This is a genomic window from Agromyces sp. NPDC052230 (genome assembly GCF_040679595.1).
Taxonomy (GTDB): domain Bacteria; phylum Actinomycetota; class Actinomycetes; order Actinomycetales; family Microbacteriaceae; genus Agromyces.
This window is the reverse complement of record NZ_JBFAVC010000001.1, coordinates 516,257-536,811: the sequence shown is the minus strand read 5'-3', so window position 1 is coordinate 536,811 and position 20,555 is coordinate 516,257. Positions and strand designations below refer to the sequence as shown.

Annotated in this window: 21 protein-coding genes, 1 tRNA gene and 1 pseudogene; 16 read left to right on the top strand and 7 right to left on the bottom strand. The window is 65.9% G+C overall.

Features of this window, described 5'->3' with window-relative positions:
- Nucleotides 1-26: 26 nt before the first annotated feature.
- Entirely contained in the window at nt 27-614 is a 588-nt protein-coding gene (locus AB0K73_RS02615) for an Lrp/AsnC family transcriptional regulator (protein WP_360510749.1), read from the bottom strand.
- Here AB0K73_RS02615 and AB0K73_RS02610 point away from each other — a divergent pair.
- Nucleotides 601-1,017 (top strand): rhodanese-like domain-containing protein, encoded by a 417-nt coding sequence (locus tag AB0K73_RS02610; RefSeq protein WP_360510750.1) that lies wholly within the window; start codon nt 601-603, stop codon nt 1,015-1,017. The genes AB0K73_RS02615 and AB0K73_RS02610 overlap by 14 nt on opposite strands.
- Nucleotides 1,014-1,469, top strand: coding sequence for a GNAT family N-acetyltransferase (locus AB0K73_RS02605; protein WP_360510751.1), 456 nt, complete (start codon nt 1,014-1,016; stop codon nt 1,467-1,469). The genes AB0K73_RS02610 and AB0K73_RS02605 overlap by 4 nt, the downstream gene beginning before the upstream one ends.
- Before the next feature lie 248 nt (nt 1,470-1,717).
- Here AB0K73_RS02605 and AB0K73_RS02600 read toward each other — a convergent pair.
- From AB0K73_RS02600 to AB0K73_RS02585, 4 genes and pseudogenes are all read right to left on the bottom strand, one after another.
- A pseudogene (locus AB0K73_RS02600) lies at nt 1,718-2,488 on the bottom strand (transposase); the annotation flags it as partial.
- A 470-nt stretch (nt 2,489-2,958) separates the two neighbouring features.
- Nucleotides 2,959-3,561, bottom strand: a complete 603-nt coding sequence (locus tag AB0K73_RS02595; protein ID WP_360510752.1) for a dihydrofolate reductase family protein — start codon at nt 3,559-3,561, stop codon at nt 2,959-2,961.
- 88 nt (nt 3,562-3,649) lie between these two features.
- Nucleotides 3,650-3,913, bottom strand: a complete 264-nt coding sequence (locus AB0K73_RS02590) for a hypothetical protein (RefSeq protein ID WP_360510753.1) — start codon at nt 3,911-3,913, stop codon at nt 3,650-3,652.
- A gap of 216 nt (nt 3,914-4,129) precedes the next feature.
- Nucleotides 4,130-4,555: a helix-turn-helix domain-containing protein gene (locus tag AB0K73_RS02585; protein ID WP_360510754.1), complete on the bottom strand. Its 426-nt coding sequence runs from the start codon at nt 4,553-4,555 to the stop codon at nt 4,130-4,132.
- 348 nt (nt 4,556-4,903) lie between these two features.
- On the opposite strand from AB0K73_RS02585, the gene AB0K73_RS02580 reads away from it, so the two are divergent.
- A complete protein-coding gene (locus tag AB0K73_RS02580; RefSeq protein WP_360510755.1) occupies nt 4,904-5,719 on the top strand; it encodes a hypothetical protein in 816 nt (271 codons plus the stop codon).
- 82 nt (nt 5,720-5,801) lie between these two features.
- The gene (locus tag AB0K73_RS02575) at nt 5,802-6,227 is read left to right on the top strand and encodes a nitroreductase/quinone reductase family protein (protein WP_360510756.1); all 426 of its coding nucleotides are present in this window, start codon (nt 5,802-5,804) and stop codon (nt 6,225-6,227) included.
- Between the two features lie 99 nt (nt 6,228-6,326).
- Here AB0K73_RS02575 and AB0K73_RS02570 read toward each other — a convergent pair.
- Nucleotides 6,327-6,397 (bottom strand) — tRNA-Gly (locus tag AB0K73_RS02570).
- Between the two features lie 114 nt (nt 6,398-6,511).
- Here AB0K73_RS02570 and dcd point away from each other — a divergent pair.
- The 6 genes from dcd to AB0K73_RS02540 all read left to right on the top strand — a co-directional run bounded on the left by dcd (nt 6,512) and on the right by AB0K73_RS02540 (nt 12,238).
- Nucleotides 6,512-7,117, top strand: a complete 606-nt coding sequence (gene dcd / locus AB0K73_RS02565; RefSeq protein WP_360510757.1) for a dCTP deaminase — start codon at nt 6,512-6,514, stop codon at nt 7,115-7,117.
- 25 nt (nt 7,118-7,142) lie between these two features.
- The gene (locus tag AB0K73_RS02560; RefSeq protein WP_360510758.1) at nt 7,143-8,210 is read left to right on the top strand and encodes a glycosyltransferase; all 1,068 of its coding nucleotides are present in this window, start codon (nt 7,143-7,145) and stop codon (nt 8,208-8,210) included.
- Complete coding sequence (locus AB0K73_RS02555) at nt 8,207-9,091, top strand: nucleotidyltransferase family protein (protein WP_360510759.1); 885 nt, start codon at nt 8,207-8,209, stop codon at nt 9,089-9,091. The genes AB0K73_RS02560 and AB0K73_RS02555 overlap by 4 nt, the downstream gene beginning before the upstream one ends.
- Nucleotides 9,088-9,342: a PqqD family protein gene (locus AB0K73_RS02550; RefSeq protein ID WP_360510760.1), complete on the top strand. Its 255-nt coding sequence runs from the start codon at nt 9,088-9,090 to the stop codon at nt 9,340-9,342. Before AB0K73_RS02555 ends, AB0K73_RS02550 begins: the two co-directional genes overlap by 4 nt.
- 93 nt (nt 9,343-9,435) lie before the next feature.
- Nucleotides 9,436-10,284, top strand: a complete 849-nt coding sequence (locus tag AB0K73_RS02545; protein ID WP_360510761.1) for a glycosyltransferase family A protein — start codon at nt 9,436-9,438, stop codon at nt 10,282-10,284.
- A 175-nt stretch (nt 10,285-10,459) separates the two neighbouring features.
- The gene (locus tag AB0K73_RS02540) at nt 10,460-12,238 is read left to right on the top strand and encodes an ABC transporter ATP-binding protein (RefSeq protein WP_360510762.1); all 1,779 of its coding nucleotides are present in this window, start codon (nt 10,460-10,462) and stop codon (nt 12,236-12,238) included.
- On the opposite strand, the gene AB0K73_RS02535 is transcribed toward AB0K73_RS02540, so the two are convergent.
- The gene (locus AB0K73_RS02535) at nt 12,174-13,253 is read right to left on the bottom strand and encodes a beta-1,6-N-acetylglucosaminyltransferase (protein WP_360510763.1); all 1,080 of its coding nucleotides are present in this window, start codon (nt 13,251-13,253) and stop codon (nt 12,174-12,176) included. The two genes, AB0K73_RS02540 and AB0K73_RS02535, sit on opposite strands and share 65 nt — an antisense overlap.
- 68 nt (nt 13,254-13,321) lie before the next feature.
- Between AB0K73_RS02535 and AB0K73_RS02530 the strand changes: the two genes are divergently transcribed.
- The 6 genes from AB0K73_RS02530 (at nt 13,322) to AB0K73_RS02505 (ending at nt 20,546) form a co-directional block, all read left to right on the top strand.
- The gene (locus AB0K73_RS02530) at nt 13,322-14,290 is read left to right on the top strand and encodes a glycosyltransferase (RefSeq protein WP_360510764.1); all 969 of its coding nucleotides are present in this window, start codon (nt 13,322-13,324) and stop codon (nt 14,288-14,290) included.
- A complete protein-coding gene (locus AB0K73_RS02525; RefSeq protein WP_360510765.1) occupies nt 14,287-15,153 on the top strand; it encodes a hypothetical protein in 867 nt (288 codons plus the stop codon). Before AB0K73_RS02530 ends, AB0K73_RS02525 begins: the two co-directional genes overlap by 4 nt.
- Nucleotides 15,153-16,160 (top strand): glycosyltransferase, encoded by a 1,008-nt coding sequence (locus tag AB0K73_RS02520; protein WP_360510766.1) that lies wholly within the window; start codon nt 15,153-15,155, stop codon nt 16,158-16,160. Before AB0K73_RS02525 ends, AB0K73_RS02520 begins: the two co-directional genes overlap by 1 nt.
- A gap of 180 nt (nt 16,161-16,340) precedes the next feature.
- Nucleotides 16,341-17,711 (top strand): O-antigen ligase family protein, encoded by a 1,371-nt coding sequence (locus AB0K73_RS02515; RefSeq protein ID WP_360510767.1) that lies wholly within the window; start codon nt 16,341-16,343, stop codon nt 17,709-17,711.
- 174 nt (nt 17,712-17,885) lie between these two features.
- Nucleotides 17,886-19,349: a polysaccharide biosynthesis tyrosine autokinase gene (locus AB0K73_RS02510; RefSeq protein WP_360510768.1), complete on the top strand. Its 1,464-nt coding sequence runs from the start codon at nt 17,886-17,888 to the stop codon at nt 19,347-19,349.
- Nucleotides 19,350-19,352: 3 nt separating this feature from the next.
- Nucleotides 19,353-20,546, top strand: a complete 1,194-nt coding sequence (locus AB0K73_RS02505; RefSeq protein ID WP_360510769.1) for a glycosyltransferase family 4 protein — start codon at nt 19,353-19,355, stop codon at nt 20,544-20,546.
- Nucleotides 20,547-20,555 lie beyond the last annotated feature (9 nt).

Sequence of the window (20,555 nt, the reverse complement as noted above, 5' to 3'; positions counted from 1 at the left end):
GTCTCAGCCGCGGCTGTCGCCCGATGTCATGCAGGGGTGATGTGCCGTGATGGAACCGGGCTGGAATAGACCACGCTGGTCGTGATGCCACCGAGCGTGGCCAGACGCCCAGTGATGCGTTCGAGGTCGGGCATAGAACGAGCCAGCACCTTGATGATGAAGCAGTCCGCGCCGGTGACGTGGTGTGCCTCGATGATTTCCGGGAGCGAGCTGACCAGGTCGTGGAACGGCTTGTAGTTGCCCGTCGGGTATGCCAGCCGCACGAATGCCGTCACGCTGTAACCCAGCGCCTCCGGGTCGACGGTGATGGAGTAGCCGGTAATGACCCCGGCATCGGTGAGCCGCCGCACTCGGTCGGCGGTCGCGCTCGGCGACAGGTTGACCTGCCTTGCCAGTTGGGCGACGCTCGTGCGCCCGTCCTTCTGGAGATGATGAATGATTGCCTGATCGGTGGCATCCAGGTCCAGCCGTTGATTCGAGGGCATGGGCCTCAGATTACCGTTGAAACGAGCACGATTCATCGGAAATAGCGCCGAAGCTCCGTTCAGCCAAATGACTTGAGCCGGTTCGATGGTCGGTATGACAACTTCACTCACCCTGGTGACTTCGCTCACCGCGGCCGACTTCTTCGCTGCCAAGCTTGCGTACGAGACGGACCCGTCCGACCTGGCCGCCGAGCGTGCCTCCGGGGACGCGCCGCTGATCATCGACACCCGCTCACCAGCATCGTGGAGTCAGGGCCGTATCCCGGGGGCCGTGCATATCCCGAACGCTCAGCTTGCCGCTCGCATCGCGGACGTGGCTCCTGACAAGGACGCCAAGATCGTCGTGTACTGCTGGGGGCCCGGCTGCAACGGCAGCACTCATGGCGCGTTGATTCTCGCCAACCTCGGGTACACGAACGTTCGTGAGCTGATCGGCGGCTTCGAGTACTGGGCACGTGAGGGGCTGGCCACGGTCAGTGACTCCGGTCGGGCACGCCAGGCGCCTGACCCCCTCACCGCTCCGCTCCCGTGACAGACCCGGTGACCCTTGGGTGGCTGTGCGCCGTCGAGGAGTGCGCAGCCATCCAGCCGCTCGTGCAGGCGCACATTGACTACGAGCGCAGCAGCACGGTGATGCCCGCGGACTGGAGTATCACGGTCGGACAGTTGATCGCTGCGGGCGACCTTGTCATTGTCGTCGCATGGCTGGGCGCGTCCGCGGTCGGCTATGCCTCCGTGACCACAGACGTTGCCACCTGGTCGGGCCGGCGCTTCGCGCACCTGGATTGCCTCTTCGTCGCGGAACGTTATCGTGGTGCGAATATCGGCCGACTGCTCGTAGACGCGGTCGCTGAGCACGTTCGGTCACTTGGCTTGCAGGAGCTGCAGTGGCAGACGCCGGACTGGAACACCGGCGCCATCCGGTTCTACGAGCGGCTTGGAGCGACCCACCGCCCGAAAGCTCGCTTCGCACTCACCCTGTGAACCGACAGCTCTCAGCGCCCGGCGGAGCGCGGTGGGCGGTCGAACCCTTGACTTCGAGCGCGCTCAAACCCACAGCATGGAAGCTATGCGAACTACCGAGGACTCTCCCTACGCAGTCCTCCGGACTCGTGCTGGAGCGATCCGGCCCCTATGTCAGGCTCGGCCTCGGACACCACGCCGCATCACCGCGGCAGATTGGCATGGACTACAACCATGGAACCCAGTGGAGCAGCCTGAGGTGGATCCCCGAGCATGTCCGCGACGGCGGGATGAGATCGCTGGAGTATTGCGACGACCTCGTCGAACTGGGCCAGGACGAGCTTCGGCTTGGATCGGGGCACGAAGATCGTGCGGATGATCGACGCGGCCATCGGGCCGGCGACCTTCGGGACCTTGGGGACCTTCGCGAGCACGTTGCGCATGAAATGGACCCTGCATCGCTGCCAGCTCGCGCCTTGGAACGCGACCTGGATGGCGTTGACCAGCCCGGAGTGCCGGCCGACGCGGGCTTGCAGTAGGTCGCGTCGACGAACACGTACGGGTAGGCCGTGTCGCCCAGCGGGCGGTCGCGGAATGCGGCGACGTCCTCATCGAGGTTCGCAGATCCTGGACACCTCGGACTTCGAGATCCCGGTGTCCGCGCCGAGCGCCTTGACCAGGTCGCCGACCTTGCGGGTGCTGACGCCGTGGACGTAGGCCTCCATCACGACCGCGAACAGCGCCTGATCGACCCGGCGGCGCCGCCCCAACAGTGACGGGAAGAAGCTGCCTTGCCGCAGCTTCGGGATCCGCAGATCCAACTGCCCCGCGGTCGTGGTGAGCGCGCGCGGCCGGGTGCGGTTGCGTACCGCGACCCGGCCGGTCGTTCGTTCGTACGGGGCCGCGCCGATGAACGCGGCTGCTTCCGCGTCGATCAACTCCTGGTAGAGCTTCTGCGTCGCGACCCGGAACCGGTCCGTGACGTCGGTGGATTGCAGTTCCCCGAGGAGCTCGAGGAGGGCTCTCTGGTCCAGAGCCATCGTGCGTTTGTGTCTTCCTATGAGTGACTTTGATCGGTACTCACTGACCATCGCACGATGGCTCACCAACGTCTACGACACCGGCGACCCAGCCGGAAACCCCACCACCCCACGGGACGTCACCCCTCTTGACGCGGAGGATTGGACGGAATCAGGTGCGGCTCAGCTAGTCCGGTCGCGCTATCGTCCTGCAACTTCTTGCTCGGCCACTCGGCTGTAGTACTGGAGGGCGTCACGATCGAGCTCCACGCCCAGTCCACTACCTTCTGGCAGTGAACGCCTGTAGCCTGACCGCCCGCGTGTATGCGGCGGGACACGCGTGGACGCTGAGCTCGGGTCATCTGGATGACCGCGGCATGATCGGACCGCCACGCAGTGCCACCGAGGCGTGGGTCAGCCATCCGGGATCGTTGGGGGGAGACGTACGCCGCAGGAGGTTCCGTCTCAGATCACTCCGGTTTCTTGAGACGCTACGCTCGTGGAGCATCAACGACAGAGTAGGAGGCCAGGAGGGCACCGCTCGGCGTACGGGACTGCATGGTGCATGTCAGTCGCAGGGGCCCGGTGACTCCGGACGGGAACAGCCGCGCTCCGTGCCCGGCGATCGTTGGAGCAACGACCAGGTGCAATTCGTCGACGAGACTTGCTGCGAGTAGCGCCTGTACCAGAGTGATGCTTCCGTGTACGCCGATGTCGCGACCAGTGTCTCCCCTCATCGCACGCACGTGCTCCTCAAGCGGGCGATCGGCGAGTCGCTCGTTGTTCCATATCCCCCGCAACGGCGTGGAACTGAAGACGTGCTTGGGGACAGAGTTGATGAAGCTCGCGAACGGCTCTACGACGGATGTGGGCCAATAGTCGACCCAGTAGTCATACGTGCCGCGTCCGAGAAGAACGTCGTCCTGCTCCTCGATCACACTGCTGAGGAAGGAGAAGACGTCTGAGTCGACTTCGAACATCCAGTCGCCGGGTTCCTCTGCCACGCCGTCGAGGGAGATCAGCGAATACACGACGACCTTGCGCCGCGCCTCTCCGTCGGTCCGGCTACATGAATTCATAGTTCTCTCGATCATTTCTCTCCATTGTTCGTCTGCCTGCGTGGTCGATGCCGTCGAGCCGCGGAGCCCCCGTCTTCGGTCATCTGCCGCTGGCATCAATCGTTCACATTGCGTTGACTCCCAGCATCCGCCAGATGGGGGAGATGCCGGCGCGCGTAGGCGCGAGCTCGGCGCATGCTGGCGCATAGACCTCGAACTGCTGAGCGAGCCCCGGGAGCCCATCCGAGTACGTTTCCGAGGTTGCCATCTGGGCGGGGATGAGAAGCAGTGGGGTGCCTCCCGATGGGCCTCGCACGTAGTGGAGGCTGATGCCGTTCACCACGGCAACGGCGTGCTCGTAGCCGGCCGACAGCACCGCCTTCCGCATGGGTGCTCGATACCCGAGGAAGCGGTTCGAATGAGGTTACATGAGTAGTTGATTCCTCCCAGGGGCGGGCGCGATTCCACCCCACCTTCGACCATGCCGAAATTCAAAGGCACCGGGTATCTGCCCCTCGAGGGACGGGCCCTGCTCGACCGCACCCGGCCCCCTGAACGTTGGGAGCGCTCGTTCAACGCGCTCGAGGGGAGATCGTCCGAGGTCTCAGAAGGTCGAGCCGGTTTGTTCGAGGTAGCGGGCAACGATGCCCAGTTCCTCCTCCGTGAACTCGGCGTGAGTCTGCTCGAGAGCGTCGGTGAACTGGCCGTACCGGATGATGATCGGCTCGATCCTGTCCATCACCAACTCGATATTGATGCGGCGGCGGTCTTGGGGATCATTCACCCGGCGCAGGTAGCCGGATGCCTCGAGCCGGTCAACGACCCGCGTCACGGTGCTGGTAGGCATACCCGTGGTCCGGCTCAGCCGCTTCGGTGTGCGCACGTCGTCACGCAGAACGAGCAGATGCAGCGTTTGAAGATCGGTGACCAGCAGGCCGAAATCACGAGCGATGCGCTCGTTTCCGAGTATCGCGTTGACCAACGCGCCTTGCAGAGCCCGTTGCACGCGGGCGCCATTCGGACTGGACATCTCCCACTCGCGGCCGTACTATTTCCGATACGGGATAATCCCGGTAAGGGAATGATCTGATCTGGGACGTTCCCAATTCTAAACTAGCGGAAGGAGCCGAAATGCTCGGCGTCGCGGTGGTCGGCGTCGTCTTCTTCGGAACCGTCGGCGACTCATTCGACCCGGACGCGATGCGCAACGCCTTCCTCGCTTCGGCGTGGGTCGCCGTTCTCTCCTCCGCAATTGCTGCCCTGTCGAGCCTTCTCCTGCCCGGCATCGCCGCTGTCCGTGCTCGCTTGGACCTTGAAAGCCGCACCCCTTCAGGCCCGAGCCGTCCAAGAGCAGTAATCGTCCAGAAGGGAATGCTCCATGTCCTACAGCAACGAACCCCACACCGCTGGTCACCTCGGATCAGCAGCCGCAGGAGATCTGCGCATGTCCGGCGGTGCCGCCCACGTCACCATTGCCGGGGTGAACCTGCCCCGCGGGCTCTGCTCCGCTGTCCGGATGGCTGAAGCCAGCAAACCGCCTCGCATCACGGAAACCATAGAAGAACTCGGAAGGAACCAGCCCATGACCCACCAGTACGAACTCGACAGCGCAGGCGACCTCGCTGCCACCGTCGCCGGTGATCTGCGTATCTCCGGCGGGGCAGCCAACGTCAACATCACCGACGCGAGCCTTTCCGGCCAGCTCTACCGGGCGCGCTTTCGGGGCCTCATCCCCACCGTGGCTGATGAGAACGGAACGGTCGCTGTGCGCTATCGGGGGCGCCTGCATCCCTTCGCCGCAGACCGTGGCGATGGAATCATCGAGCTGTCAACACGCGTGCCGTGGAACGTGCACGTCAACGACGCGGCAGCGGGGATGACCGTGAACCTCAGCGCCCTCACGCTGACCGGATTCGCCTTCGACGGCCCGGTGGCGGATATCAGCTTCGACCTGCCGCAGCCGGTCGGCGAGGTGACAATTCGCATCAGCGGACCGGCCCGGAATCTGCGCCTGCGTCGCCCGTCTGGCGTCCCAGTCGGAATTCGCATCGGCGGCGCAGCAACCCATGTCCACATCGATGGCGAGGAGCTCGGCGCTGTCGGGCGCGGCTACCACAACGGTGTCCCTTCTGATCCCGACCGCTACACGCTCGTCATCGCCAAAGCCGCCGACGGACTCGTTGTCACGCATTAGTCAAGCACTAGCTCACCGAAGGGATCATCACATGTCCACTACAGGCGCCTTGCCGGGATGGCTGAAGCCAGCGAACCGAGTCGTGAAGTTCTTGCACCGACTGGGCGTGCCGCTCGGGACCATCCACATCATCACCATCCCCGGACGCGCCTCCGGCGAACCGCGATCGACGCCCGTGTCACCACTGACCGTGGACGAACGACGGTACGTCATCGCCGGACTCTCGAACTCCAGTTGGGCCAAGAACGCCCGCGCAGCCGGTCACGGACAGCTCAGCAAAGGACGCGCCCACGAGGACATCGACCTCATCGAAGTCACCAACGCAACAACCCGTAAAAGGGTCATGAAGGCGTTCCCGACCGAAGTGCCACATGGCGTGCAGTTCTTCATCCGCATCGGATTGGTCAAGAGCGCCGACCCCGCCGACTTCGCCGCAGCCAGCGACAAGGTAGCCGTGTTCGAGATCCGCCCTGCCGCAGACGGATTGCACAAGTCAGCCGCAAGCTAAGGCTTATGCCTTCGGACGACGAACAGGAGCTCGAGCGCGCATGTTCGCGAGAGCATCCGGTCGGGTGCGCCCCCGGGTCTGTCCTGAGACATCACACAGAGCCGATGACGGGAATCGAACCCGCGCTGTCTGCTTGGGAAGCAGAAGTTCTACCATTGAACTACATCGGCGTGCGGCATCCGTTGGATGCAGCGTTGACCATCGTAGCAAGCGTCTCCGCACCATTCGCTACCCGACCGCCCCCCGTCGCTACCCCGCCCACCACGGGTAGGTAGGCTGACTGCGTGCTGCTCTCCGACCGCGACATCCGGGCCGAACTCGATCGCGAGCGCGTGCGGCTTGATCCTTACGACCCCGCCATGGTCCAGCCGAGCAGCATCGACGTGCGCCTCGACCGGTACTTCCGGTTGTTCGACAACCACAAGTACCCGTTCATCGACCCCGCCGAGGACCAGCCTGAGCTCACGCATCTCATCGACGTGCGTCCCGACGAGCCGTTCATCCTGCACCCGGGCGAGTTCGTGCTCGCGTCGACCTTCGAGGCCGTCACCCTGCCCGACGACATCGCCGCGCGCCTCGAGGGCAAGAGTTCGCTGGGTCGCCTCGGCCTGCTCACCCATTCCACCGCGGGCTTCATCGATCCCGGATTCACCGGCCACGTGACGCTCGAACTGTCGAACGTCGCGACCCTGCCCATCAAGCTCTGGCCGGGCATGAAGATCGGCCAGATGTGCTTCTTCCGCCTCTCGTCGCCGAGCGAGCGCCCCTACGGCTCGGCCGAGTACGCGAACCGCTACCAGGGCCAGCGAGGGCCCACGGCGTCGCGCTCGTTCCAGAATTTCCACCGCACGGATGTCGGCGTGACCGAGGCCGGCTCGGCGGGGCGCTGAGCGTTCGAAAGCGAGCGGATGCCCCGTGCCCGACCTCGTCCTCGCCCACGACTACCTCGTGCAGGTCGGCGGAGCCGAGCGCGTCGTCGCGGATTGGGCCGCCGGCTTCAACGCCCGCCGCGTCGTGACGCTCGCGTACCGGCCGGAGTCGACCTTCGACGCGTTCCGTGGGCTCGACGTGCGAGCCACGATTCCGGGCGTGCTCGCCGGCCAGGTCGAGCGGATGCTTCCGCTGCTCCCGTTGATCGCGGCGCGAACCACCGTGTCGGGCGGCGACGTCGCGCTTGCGTCGAGCAGCGGCTGGGCGCACCGGTTCCGGTTCGAGATCCCGCACGTCGTCTACGTGCACAGTCCCGCCCGGTGGCTCTACGCCGCGGAGGACTACCGGCTGCGCCTCAGCCCGATCCGCCGTGCGGGGCTCGCGGTGAGCACGCCGATGCTGCGCCCCGGCGACGTCGAGGCGATGCATCGGGCACGGGCCGTCATCGCGAATTCCGCCGTTACGCAGCAACGCATCCGCGCCGCCTATGGTCTCGATTCGATCGTGGTGCATCCGCCCGTCGAACCGGTGTCGGCGGATGCCGCGGCGCCGTCCCGTGACCTCCCGGACGCGTTCGCCGTGGTGGTCGCCCGCGACCGCGGCTACAAGAACGTGCCGCTCGCCGTCGTGGCTGCGCGCCAAGCGGGACTCCCCATCGTCATCGTCGGGGCGGGGTCGGAGACGCTCGACGAACCGGCCGAGGGCGTGCACGGGCTCGGGCGCGTCACCGATGCCGAGCTCGCCTGGGTGTACCGTCATGGCGCCGTGATCATCGGCGCCGGGCGCGAGGACTTCGGCCTCACGGTGCTCGAAGCCGCCCTCGAAGGGACGCCGGCGGCGACGGTCGCGGCCGGTGGCTACCTCGAGACCGTGAAGCCCGGGGTGAATGGCCACCACGCGGCATCCGCCACCGCCGAAGACCTGGCGACGGCGATCGGCCGCGCCCGCGACCTCGACCCCGCTGCGTGTCGCGAATGGGGACGCGCCTTCAGCCGCGGCGCCCACGTGGCACGCATCGCTAGAGTGATCGAAGAGGTGGTGCAGCAGGCGTGAGCGAATCCCAGGTCAGCGTGCCGCTCTCGGTGCGCCTGCGATTCGGCCACGCCGCGGTGCAGCACCTCGCTGAACAGACCGGTGTCGACCTCCTCCACATCAAGGGTGCAGCCGTCGACCCGTCGCTGCGACCGTCGCAGTCAGGAAGCGACATCGACGTGATCGTGCGGCCGGGTCATGTCGAACGGCTCGATCGGGCGCTCCGGGACCACGGCTGGCGGCTGTACAGCACGTTCGCCTACGGGTCTCCGTTCGGCCATGCGCAGACCTACCTCCACGAGGCGTGGGGCTACCTCGACATCCACCGCTTCTTTCCCGGGATCCGCGTGGCGCCCGCGCGTGCGTTCGAGAGGCTGTGGACGGATCGTCACACCGTCGAGATCGCGACGGTCGGATGCCCCGTGCCGAGCGTTCCGGCACAGGCGCTCCTGCTCATCCTGAATGCAGCCCGCTCGCGCGCGCCGAATCATCCGGACGTCGTGACGGGGTGGCGGGACGCGTCCGACGCGCGCCGGGTCGAGATCGAAGCGCTCGTCGCCGACCTGGATGCCCCGGTGGCGTTCGCCGCAGCCGTGGGTGGGCTCGATCGGTACCGCCGCGAGCGCGACTACCGACTCTGGAAGGTGATCTCGCAAGGCGGTACACGATCGGAGGAGTGGTGGGCGCGCGTGCGTGCGGCCCCCAGCATCTCGGAGGCGGCCCGGGTCGTCATGCGCGCTCCACTCGTGAACGTGGACCACCTCGCACATCGCCTCGGACACCGCCCCTCGGCGTTCGAGATTCTCACCGAGTTCTTCGCACGTCCGGCTCGCGCGGCCATCGAGGCGGGGCAGGCGCTCCGTCGGAGGAGCGAGCGCCGTCGGAGCGGAGCGTCCCGATGACCGGGTACCGACGTCCCGCCGACCTCGCCATCATCGAGGATGCCGCCACCGTGTACGCGGCACGGCTTCCCAACGGACCGATCGTCGTGCTCGATGGAGTCGCCGGCCTCATCTGGGCAGCCGCCTGTGAGGGGCCGGCAGCAACGATCGTCGACCGGGTCGCGGCGGCGACGGATGCCTCGGCAGACGAGATTCGCGCGGATGTCGACGCATTCGTGGCCGACCTGGTTGCGCGCGGGCTGCTGAGGTAGGCCCACAATTCGCTCGAACTCCCTGGGCGCCGGGCGGCCAAGGGGCCGCGCGGATCAGGAGACGTGTCGAAGGCCGGTGGGTAGGCTGTCGACGTGGCGGATCGGATCGAGTTGGCGGAGTCGCCCACCGTGTCCGTGGTCATCCCGGCTCACAACCCGGGCGTCCTCCTCACTGAAGCCGTGGAGTCGGCGATCACACAGGTACCAGCGCCAATGGAAGTGCTGGTCGTCGATGACGGGTCGACCGACCCTCTCCGTGTCCCGGACCATCCCCTCGTTCGTGTCATCCGGCAGCCGAAGGCTGGGCCGAGTGCCGCGCGCAACCGGGGAGTGCTCGAGGCACGCGGTGAACTCATCGCGTTTCTCGACGCCGACGACGTCTGGTACGCCGGCAAGCTCGCCGCGCAACTTCCCCTCATGCGCGCCGGGGTCGGACTATGTTCGTGTGATTTCGACCTGATCTACGGCAATGAGCATCGACCCGGTTGGGGCGGAGGCGCAAGAGACTACCGGGCGCTGCTTGCGGGCAACGGAATCGGTGCGAGCAGTGTGATCGTTCGCCGATCCATCCTCGTCGATGTTGGAGGGTTTGATGAGCGCCTCTCGCACGCAGAGGACTGGGCGGCGTGGTTGGAGATCGCCCGAAGGAGCTCTTTGGCACATTGCCCCGAAGTATTGATCGGGTATCGACGACACGAAGATAACTCAAGCGACGACTATCGAAGCATGTTCCGCGGTGCGGCACGCGTTCTTTGGCGTCATCGTCGGTCGGGCGGGCTGCGTCACCTCCGTCGTGCCGGTCAGATCTATGGCTCCCTTGCATTCGACGCGTTCCGCGCTTCCCGCAAACCTTCACACCTCGCGTGGGCGACGGTGCTTTGGCCGGATTATGTCGCTCGCCAAGTCGTGGGAAGGATTCGGGAAAAGTCAGCCAGAGGGTGACGACGTCCCCTCTGATGCATGTCGATCCGCTCAGGGGAGCAATATGGGCACCGGGTTCCCGATCGGGTGCGGCGTATGCAATCCACGAGGCTAAAATGCCGTGAGGTACGCCCGCCCGCGGTCGAGGGCGAGTGCGGAGGAATCGATGTCACGAAGCGGTCGCGAGCGGAAACTCATGCCGCAGCTGCGCATGATGCTCGACATGGCTGGCGCTGACCCCAAACGGTGGGTCAGCGGAATGGTCGTCGCGTCACTCGTGCTCGCGGCACTCGACACGATCGGCGTCGCCGCGATGGTGCCGCTCACTCAACTGCTCACCGGCGCCCAAGACAATTGGCTCGCCGATTGGTTGTCAGAGCGTGTCGGAACGACCGAGCTCTCGATTCTGATTCCCGTCGTTGCGGCGTTGATCACGCTCGTGTTCATCCTGAAGAGCGTCGGGGCGATCGCTTTCCGGTGGTGGTTGCTCGGCCGGACCACCCGGATCTCCGCGTTGTCGTCTGCCGAGCTCGCGCGGAGGTACGCGCTCGCGCCGTATGCGGATCACCGTGCGCGTCGGACCAGCGAGATCTACCGCAATATCACGGATGCGACGACCCAATCCGCGAGCGTGCTTCTCGGAGCGGTGAGCCTCGTCACCGACGTGGTTGTGCTCGTCGCGATTGTCGCCGTACTCGCGGTCGTGTCGCCTGCAGTGACGCTGTTCGCGATCGTGCTCTTCGGTGCATTGGTTTTCGGCACTCAGCTCTTCCTTCGCCGGCGCCAGTACCGGATCGGCGAGGAACTCGCCGAGGCCGGCCTGGAAGCGTGGCAATTCCTGCTGCCCGGCCTCGATGGATTTCGCGAGGCGCGCCTGACTTCGAGCGCCAACTCCTTCATCGATGGGTTCCGGGCCGCTCGGATGCGGGGCGCGCGATTGAATCGTACGATGGGCATTCTCGCGGATGCGCCGCGTTACTTGCTCGAGATCGGCTTCGTCATCGCCATCTTGGGTATTTCGGTGATTCTCTTCGCGACGGGCACACCGGCCCAGGCACTGACCGTCCTCGGGGTGTTCGCGGCCGCCTCTCTTCGGGCCCTCCCAGGTCTCAACCGAATCGCCGCGAATCTCGCGACCGTTCGAACGGGCCGGGCAGGACTCGATATCGTGTCCAAAACGGTGGCTGAGCTCGATGCTGGTGGTCTGCACGACGAACGACCGAGGAGTTCCGAGCCCTTCTCCGGCGACATCGAGCTCCGCGACCTCAGCTACCGGTACCCCGACTCTGAGGAGTTCGTCCTCAGTGGGATCTCGCTTCGCATTCGTGAGAGACAGACCACCGCATTCGTCGGTTCGAGCGGTGCAGGCAAGAGCACACTGCTCGACGTCGTGCTCGGTCTGCTCCGACCCACGGTCGGCGAGGTTGTCGTCGGCGGCCGGTCGATCGGCGACGACCTCGCCGCCTGGTACTCCCAGCTTGGTGTGGTGCCGCAAGAAGTCTTCCTCTTGAACGATTCGCTCACTGCGAACGTTGCGTTCGGAGTGCCGAGTGGCGACGTCGACCGAGACCGCGTGCGAGAAGTACTCCGGATGGCGCAGCTCGAACGCCTCGTGACCGAGCTTCCCCGCGGGCTCGACACCGTCGTTGGAGAGCGCGGCACCAGGCTCTCCGGCGGACAACGGCAGCGCATCGGACTTGCTCGTGCGCTCTACCGCCGCCCCCAGGTACTTGTCTTGGATGAGGCGACGTCTGCGCTCGACAACGTCACTGAAAACGAGATCGCCAAGACGCTCGGCGCTCTTCGGGGGACGCTCACGATCGTCATCGTTGCCCACCGCCTCTCGACCGTGCGGCATGCTGACACGCTGGTCTTCCTCAAGGACGGTCGGGTCGAGGTTGAAGGAACCTTCAGTGAGGTTCGCGCGGCGAGCCCGGACTTCGCTCGACTTGTGGAGCTCGGCGAACTCGACTGAGCGACTCGGCGGGTTGAGAAGGCTCCGTTCGAGACAGTCGTCGATCGAGTTCGTCGATCAGCGAGGCACTGATCACTGGATCGATCTTGCGGCAGAACGGCGAGCCTGAACGCACGAGTTGCTCGAGATCCTCGATTACGCAGATGGCCGGTTGGTCCAGCGCGTGGTCCCATCTGACATGCGTAACCGGGGAGAGATCGGCCGGCACTGAGCGCCACGATAAGGGGGTCACAAGCGCCGATTCGTCTGGGATGACGGTGCGCCGGTAGAACCCGCGTAGACGCGACCCCGGGGCCAGATCTTGATCGAGCAGGTGGTCGAGTTCGGTTCGGGGGAGGGCGATCCACTGGCTCCCGTAGTAGCAGGGCCGCTTCTGCGAGAACGGGGTCGGCCGACGGATGCCCCAGAAGACGCCTCGTCCGCGGGTCACGAACCGTACGCTCAACAGTGGTTCGGTTCGCAAGGCGATGGCCTCCCGGACGCGTTGCAGCCACCGCCCGATACGCCCGTCGAACCGAACGCCGCGGCGTGCGGCGGGCGTCTGGAACCACCAATGGGTGTACCGGGTGAGCTCGTCTCGCCCCTGCCCACGACGCCTTCCCCAGTGGGGCGTGTACTGGAGCGCTTCGGCCGCGCCCACCCAACGATCCGAAGCCAACACCTCAGCCTCCCAGTCGGAAAGGCGACGGATGGGGTAGTCCTGGCCGGAGACAAGGACCACGAGGTCGGGGTCGGCCCGGTTCCTGGCATGTTCGAAAGCACGGAGCGTTGCTTCCACGAGTTCCCATGAGCCCCAGTCGGTGGCGAGACCGTGCTCGAAGAGCTCGACGCCGGGATCTTCGAAGTGATGCGGAAACCGGGTGGCTCGGTTGTCGTGTGCGACGAGAATGAATGCACCCGGGCTCGAGGCGCGGATAGCGCCGAGCAGACGTTCCACCTGCGGCCAGTCCGTGTGCGTCAGCACGACGTAGGCCGCTCGCACCCCACGTCGTGCAATTGGCGGCTCCCGATCCATGGCGAGAAGCCTACGAGGCGCTCCCCCGATCGCGGATAGAATCACCCGGTATCGGTGGAGGGACAGGCATGATTGATGCACCGAAGCTCAGCGTGTGCATTGTGACGTACGAACGGCCCGAGTTCCTCAGGCGGTGTCTCGATGCTCTCGCCCAGGGACTCAGCGAGCGCACCGAGATCGTGGTCGTCGACGCCTCGGCGGTCGATCGGCACGACGTTACGAGCGACATAGGTCGGGGCGTCGTGTACGTTCACGCCCCGCAACTTGCGGGCGCAATGACGCGCTCACGCAACGAGGCGTTGAAGCATGTGCGCGGGACGATCGTGAGCTTCCTCGACGACGACGTCGTGCTCCGGCCCGGGTGGGAGCACGCCCTTCTCTCCGCCTTCGAGGATCCGGACATCGCAGCGGTCGCGGGCCGCACGTGCAACGGGGTGCCGGGCGAGGATCGGTACGGAAAGCCGATCGGCCGCCTGCTCGCGGATGGCACGTTGACCGACGGATTCTCGTCTCTTCCGGGGGGCCTCGTCGATGTGGACCATGGCATCGGCGCGAACATGTCGTTCCGCCGTTCGGTACTCGCCGATCTGGGCGGGTTCCGCGACGACTACCCTGGGACGGCCCTTCGTGAGGACACCGATGTCTTCCTGCGGATACGTGCACTTGGCGGCCGTGCAGTCTTCGCCCCCGATGCCGCCGTGGATCACCTCCCCGCTCCCCACGTGCGCGGCGCCCGATTCGACACGCGCTACAAGTTGTACGGACGACGAAACCACTTGGTCCTTCTTTCCCGCGATGGAGGAATCAGGTCGCCCCTCATCTGGCGGTGGGTCCGCACTCAGTTCCGCGCGATCTGGAGTGCTGGTGGGCTGGCTGCCAAGCTACGTCGCTCGGGTGTGACGATCGTCGGCGTCGCATGGGGTTCCCTCGCCATGCTGCGGTGCGCCAGGTGGAATCCTCTTCCACCCCGCCGTATGGATGCGCTCGGGCGCGAACTGCGTGAGAAGCTCGGCATGCCCGCCGGAGTCGCGCCGTGAGCGACGCACCGATCAGGCTCAACGCATACGTGCTCGCGGGTGACCCTGCCTGGGCAGGTGAGAGCATTGCCTCGTACTACGACATGGTCGGACGGATCATCGTGTCGTTTGACCAGTCATACCGGTCATGGGCAGGCTTTCCGCTGTCAGTCGAGGATGCGCTCCGGCGCATACAAGGAGCAGATCCGGAGGGGAAGGTCGTGCTCCTTCCCGGCGATCACGTAGCCGCAGAAGGATCGCTCATGGAAACGGAGACGGCTCAGCGTCAAGCAGCCCTCGATGTCGCGTCCAAGGGTGCTGACTGGGTGCTGCAACTCGATACGGACGAGATTCTCTCCTCTCCGGCGACTCTGCGGTATCACATCGAAGCCGCAGATGCAGCGGGAGCCGATGCAGTCGATTTCCCGTTGAGAGACATCTATGCCGCGACGGCCAGCGGCCAGTTCCTCGAGCGCTGCGGTCGTTTGTGGACGACTGAGGCTGCCTATCCGGGCCCAGTCGCAGTCCGTGCAGGAACGACGCTCACTGTGGCGAGACAGGCGGGCGGCGTTCCGCTTCATAGGGTGGATGTCGCCCCGCGGAACACCGACCCGTCGCATCCGCGGGATGCGCCCGTTCATGCGGTCATCGACCGTGACGACGCCATCCTTCACATGAGTTGGGTACGCACCGAAACGCAGATGCTCGAGAAGAGCCTCGTCTCCGGGTACGCTCACACGTTCGACCGGAGTCGCGAGCTCGCGCGTTGGCGGTGGCGCTCACGCCACCCTTGGCTCACCACGGCGAGCGCCCCCTTCGTACGTCGGCGATTCGGCCGATTCCGGATCGTCACGCTGCCTGGCGTCACGAGTCAAGAGTCCTGATGAAGCCGACGCTCATCACGATCGTGATCCCGCTGTACAACGGCGGGCGGTTCGTCGGTGAGACGTTGCGATCAGTCCTCGCGCAGGCATTCGGGCGGTTCGAGGTGATCGTGGTGGACGACGGCTCCTCCGATGAGGGACCCGACCTCGTGCGCGCTCACTCGGATCCGCGCATCCAGCTGGTGTCAAGCAGGCATCTCGGAGTTGCGGAAGCGCGGAACCTCGGCGCCTCGCACGCGTCGGCTGACTCCTCCTATCTGGTGTTCCTTGACGCCGACGACCTCTGGCATCCCGAAACCCTCCATGCGCTGCTCAACGCCCTCGAGCAACGGCCGGACGCCGCGGGGGCTTTCGTGCTCGCCGACTACATCGACGAGCACGGTGAGGTCCTTGACCCTGGCGACTTCCCGCGCCACATGCGCGGGCGCGAGGATCTCCACGACAGACGCCTTGCTCCGCGCGACAGTGACGCCGACGTCTGCTATGAGCACCTCTTTCTCGCCAACCTCGTGTACCCGCCCAGCTGCCTGTTGATGCGGCGAGCGGCGTTCTCGGCTGCTGGGGGCTTCGACGACCGTTTCCTCGCGGAGGACTGGGAATTCGTGGTGCGACTTGCGAAGCAGGGCCCGTTGGTCCCGGTCGATCGCGTGCTGGCCGGGTATCGCCGGCACCCGTGGAACGCCTCAGGCAACCGTGAACGGAATGTTCGCGGCGCACGTCAGGTGTGGTCGAAGGTCTACCAGGCCGAACACGATTCCGAAAGCATGAGAGATCGGATCCGAGGCATCTGGCGAGCGCAACAGGTGCGCGCTGCGAAGCGCAAGCTCGCAGAGGCTCGCGCTCTTGTCGCCCGGGGAAAGTTCTTGCCCGGCGTAAAGAGGGCGGCAGACGGCCTCGGCCACTTGCTCCTCCACCATCCGCCCCGCATCTGGATCACACAGGGAGTGAAGGCTCGCGCACGCGAGTCCCTGGAGCGTCCAAGCGCATCGGAAGTCGCCAGCTCGTGAGGCGGAATCTACGCCTCCACCCCCCTAGAGGTCGCCCTCGCAGAACAGGCGCACGGCGCTATGGAGTTGTGCAGCAGTAGTAGCAGCGGCGGACCGCTGGCGGACGTCTACTGACGCCCCGCTCGATTCCGACGCCCGTGGCGTCTGCGATACTTACCGAATCACACTGAAGGACCGGTCATGAGCTCGACGAGCATGCGCAGAGAGATCTGGCGTGAGCGTATCGTCGACTGGTGGGCAGGCACCTGGCGTTGGGTGCTCACGGCGGTCGGCGCCGTTGCGGCGGTGTATCTCGTGCTCGACCGGGGCCTCCAGAACGGGTCGATGACCGCAGTGGCGATCGCCGGCCTCGTCATCGGCGCCGCAGTGACCAGGTCCCAGCCTCTTGCGATCGTGCTCATGTCGTTGCCGGGCCTGCTCATCGTGCAACGAGTCGGTCTGGGAGGCACCGATCTGTCGTTTTCGGATGTCGCGCTCGCGGCGGCGTTCGGCACCGCACTCCTCCTCGGCAGGCGCCCATACAGCCGGCCGCTGCGGCAGTTGCTCTGGCTGAACCTCTTCTACCAGTTCGCGACGTTGTTCACCGTGATCGTCAATCCCTACCTCGCAAACACGGTGGAATGGTTCCATGCGTGGCTGCTCATCTCGGGGGCATTGATCGTCGGGTGGGCAGTCGGCGCTCGTGGTTACGCTCGGCTCGGCCTCTCACTCATCGTCGGCGCTGCCGTGATCATCGCGCTGATCACGGTGGTGCAAGGTGCGATCGAGTACGCCTCCGGAGACTTCGGGCCGGTGTACCCGGTGTGGCCATTCCCGATGCACAAGAACTTCGTGGGAACGGTCATGGCCATCGCGGCCGCAGTGGTCTACATCAACCCAGATTGGGCTGGTTGGACAAGAGGGTGGGCCTGGACGGCGTTCTGGTTGCTGTTCGGGGCCCTCCTGCTCTCCCAATCCCGCCAGGCGCTCATCGGGCTCATGGCCGCCATCCTCATCGCGGTCATCCGGCGCCGAGTCACGGGGCGTTCACGATTCGTATACCTGTTGATGATCCCGGCAGTGTGGCTCATCGCCAGCATGGTGATCGAGCAGATCGAGTCGCAGAATCGCCACAACTCCGTGTTCCAGCGTCTCAACTGGTTCCGCGAGGTCTATCACTACTGGCGCGAGTCGCCGATCTTCGGCCACGGTCTGCGCTACTGGTACAACGACTCCCCGGTTCCCTTCCAGCCGCCGCAAGCCGAGATCGAGGTGCTCGCGTCAGCCGGCGTCGTCGGTCTCGTCGGATTCTTGGTCATGTGGCTCGGCATCATCGTGGTCCTGTGGCGTGTCGACCCACGTTTCGGCACCCTCGCGGTCGCGGTCGCATCGGCGCGACTCGTGCAGGCCCAGTTCGACCTGTTCTGGACCGCCGCGACCGTGTCGATCCCGTTCGTCATCGCCGGTATCTGCCTCGGAGCGATGGCACAGGAGCAACGCAACGCACCCTCCGAGCCGGTCGACACGAGAGTCGTCAGGGGTCCACAGCTTCGGAAGATTCCGTCACGCTGACGCGGTACGCCGACTCGCACGCCCGCACACGGGCCGAAGGCCGGTGGCATACCATTGAGCCAATCTCGGATACGCTCAGCCGCACCGTGGCGGGCGCAGACACGACCGGAGGGTTGCATGGAACTCCGCGACTACCTACGTGGTCTGCGCAGGCATTGGATCGCCATCATCTTGATGACGGTTGTCGGTGTGGGCGCCGGGTACGGCTGGACGTTGCTCCAGACGCCGGTCTACGTCGCGGGTGCGAGCGGCTATCTCTCGTCGACCGGTGTCGAAGATCTCGGCACTTCTACGCTGGGTGACTCGCTCGCCCGGTCCAAGGTGCCCACGTACCTCGAGATCGCCGAATGGCGCACCGTGGCAGACCATGCGATCGAGGAGCTCGGCCTCGACACCACCCCCGAACAGCTCGTGAACCGGATCGAGGTGTCGAACCCACCGGAGACGACGTTCATCCGCGTCGACGCCCAGGGACCTTCACCGGAGACGGCTCGGGAACTCGCCGAAGCATGGATCGACGCGATGAAGATCCAGATCGACGAAATCGAGGGTGACGGCAGTCCCGGCTCGGCCCCCGTCACGATCCTCCCGGGCGACGTGGCGTCGCTCCCCTCCTCACCGAGCTTCCCCGACGTGCAGACGGCGGTGATCGTCGGCGGCATTCTCGGTCTCGGCTTCGGTATCGCGTTCGCGATGATCCGCACGGTGTCCGACCGGCGCATCCGCGCGGGTGATGACGTCGAGCAGCGCACCGGCGTCGCTGTGGTCGGCACCATTCCGATCGTGCCGGGCCTCGACCACGAGACGAGGCTGATCGATCCTGCGACTTCGGGATCCACCGGGAAGAACGGCACGTTCGCGGTTTCCGAGGCACTGCGGGCGCTTCGCACCAACCTGCAGTTCATGGATGTCGATCACCCGCCGAAGACGATCGTGGTCACGAGTCCGCTTCCGGGCGACGGCAAGTCCACCGTCGCGTGCAACCTCGCGCTCACGCTCGCTGCAGCAGGGAGCACCGTGGTGCTCGTCGACGGCGATCTGCGTCGTTCAATGGTCGCGAAGACGATGGGGCTGCCCGGAGGCGCCGGGCTCAGTGACGTGCTGGCCGGACGAGCCTCTCTCGTCGAGGTGCTGCAGCGCACGCCGAGGTCGAGCAACCTCCTGGTGCTCGCAGCTGGGAGCGTGCCTCCGAACCCGAGCGAGGTGCTCGGATCTGAGCGTATGCACGCGTTGATCGCCGACCTGAGCAAGCACGCGACCGTGATCATCGACGCCCCACCGCTGCTCCCGGTGACGGATGGGGCGGTGCTGACGCATCAGGCGGATGGCGCGCTGATCGTGATCACCCTGCGGAAGACGACGTTCGACCTGCTCGACAAGGCCCTCGACACCTTGCACAAGGCACGCGGACGGGCGCTCGGCGTCGTGTTGAACCGAGCCCCATTGCGTGGAGCAGATGCGGCGGCCTATTCGTACGAGTATCGGCGCGACTACACGCCCTCCGAGACGAAGGCGGAAGCCCTCCCGGCAGAGCCGCCAACCCCCGCCGTCGCACGGCCCGATGCCGATTCGTATCCCGATGCTCCGGTGAGCGAGACTCCCGCGGCGTCACGGCGCGCCGGCGGACGTCGCAGCTGACGCGTGAACCAGCGGACTCCCGACGCGATGGGTGAGGTGGGCAACTCGCGCCCGCGCGTCGCGCTCGTGAGTTCCTCTTACGCCCCATACATCGGAGGGGTCGAGGAGCACGTGCGCCAGGTGGCCCGTGAGCTGCAAGCGGATGGCGTGGCGGTCGAAGTCTGGACCGTCGATCGTGGGGAGTCGCTCGGCGTCCGTGACGCAGAGGGCGTGATCGTACGGTACCTGCCGACACCCCTTCCTGCCACGTCGCCGGGGGCCGCGCTGCGTTTCCTTGTGCGGCTTCCATCAGCATGGCGACGATGGGCGCACGCGGTTCGGCAGTTCCGGCCCGACCTTGTGCACGTGCACTGCTTCGGTCCGAACGGCGCCTATGCGCTCGCGCTGAGTCGGCGATTCAGGCTCCCGCTCTTCATCACCTCGCACGGCGAGACCGTCGCTGACGATCACTCGGTGTTCGCGCGATCGGCGCTGCTGCGCTGGGCGCTGCGACGCGGACTCTCCGTCGCGGCGCAGGTCACCGCACCGTCGCAGTTCGTCATCGACGACTTGCAGGCGAACCACGATCTGGTGGGCGGCACGGTGGTGCCGAACGGCGTCGTCCTCGACGGCGACGACGGCGCCGAGGAACTGGCCCCGAAGGGCCGGTACCTGCTCGGGGTCGGCCGACTCGGCCGCATGAAGGGGTTCGACCTGCTGATCGACGCATTCGCCCATGCAACCCTCGATCGCGACATCCGTCTGGTCATCGCGGGAGACGGTCCCGAGCAGACTCGCCTTCAAGAGGCCGCCGAGAAGCTCGGCTTGGCGGCGCGCATCGAATTCACGGGCCGACTGGATGCCGCGGCCGTCGCGCGAGCGATGTCGAACGCGATCGCGGTGGTCGTTCCCAGCCGAATGGAGGCCTTCGGCATCGTGGCGCTCGAGGCGTGGCGCAGCGGAGCCCCGCTCGTGATGACGAACCGGGGCGGCGCGCCCGAGTTCGTTCGCGATGGAGTCGACGGGGTTCTTGTCGACGCGGTCGATACGGTCGCACTCGCGGAAGCGATTTCGCGGGTGGCCGGCGACGAGGCCCTCCGTGCTGCGCTCACTGCCGCCGGACTGGAGCGGGTGGACGAGTTCACGTGGGAGCGCGTCGCGCACGCGTACGAGGAACTCTATGCCGCGGTATCCGGTCGAGTCGAAGGCCGAGAATGAACTACTCCG

Excerpts from the sequence above, each read along its gene's own strand:
- AB0K73_RS02595 (WP_360510752.1), bottom strand. The coding sequence starts at position 3,561 with ATGATCGAGAGAACTATGAATTCATGTAGCCGGACCGACGGAGAGGCG.
- AB0K73_RS02590 (WP_360510753.1), bottom strand. The coding sequence starts at position 3,913 with ATGCGGAAGGCGGTGCTGTCGGCCGGCTACGAGCACGCCGTTGCCGTG.
- AB0K73_RS02585 (WP_360510754.1), bottom strand. The coding sequence starts at position 4,555 with ATGTCCAGTCCGAATGGCGCCCGCGTGCAACGGGCTCTGCAAGGCGCG.
- AB0K73_RS02580 (WP_360510755.1), top strand. The coding sequence starts at position 4,904 with ATGTCCTACAGCAACGAACCCCACACCGCTGGTCACCTCGGATCAGCA.
- AB0K73_RS02550 (WP_360510760.1), top strand. The coding sequence starts at position 9,088 with ATGACCGGGTACCGACGTCCCGCCGACCTCGCCATCATCGAGGATGCC.
- AB0K73_RS02540 (WP_360510762.1), top strand. The coding sequence starts at position 10,460 with ATGCCGCAGCTGCGCATGATGCTCGACATGGCTGGCGCTGACCCCAAA.
- AB0K73_RS02535 (WP_360510763.1), bottom strand. The coding sequence starts at position 13,253 with ATGGATCGGGAGCCGCCAATTGCACGACGTGGGGTGCGAGCGGCCTAC.
- AB0K73_RS02530 (WP_360510764.1), top strand. The coding sequence starts at position 13,322 with ATGATTGATGCACCGAAGCTCAGCGTGTGCATTGTGACGTACGAACGG.
- AB0K73_RS02520 (WP_360510766.1), top strand. The coding sequence starts at position 15,153 with ATGAAGCCGACGCTCATCACGATCGTGATCCCGCTGTACAACGGCGGG.
- AB0K73_RS02515 (WP_360510767.1), top strand. The coding sequence starts at position 16,341 with ATGAGCTCGACGAGCATGCGCAGAGAGATCTGGCGTGAGCGTATCGTC.
- AB0K73_RS02510 (WP_360510768.1), top strand. The coding sequence starts at position 17,886 with ATGACGGTTGTCGGTGTGGGCGCCGGGTACGGCTGGACGTTGCTCCAG.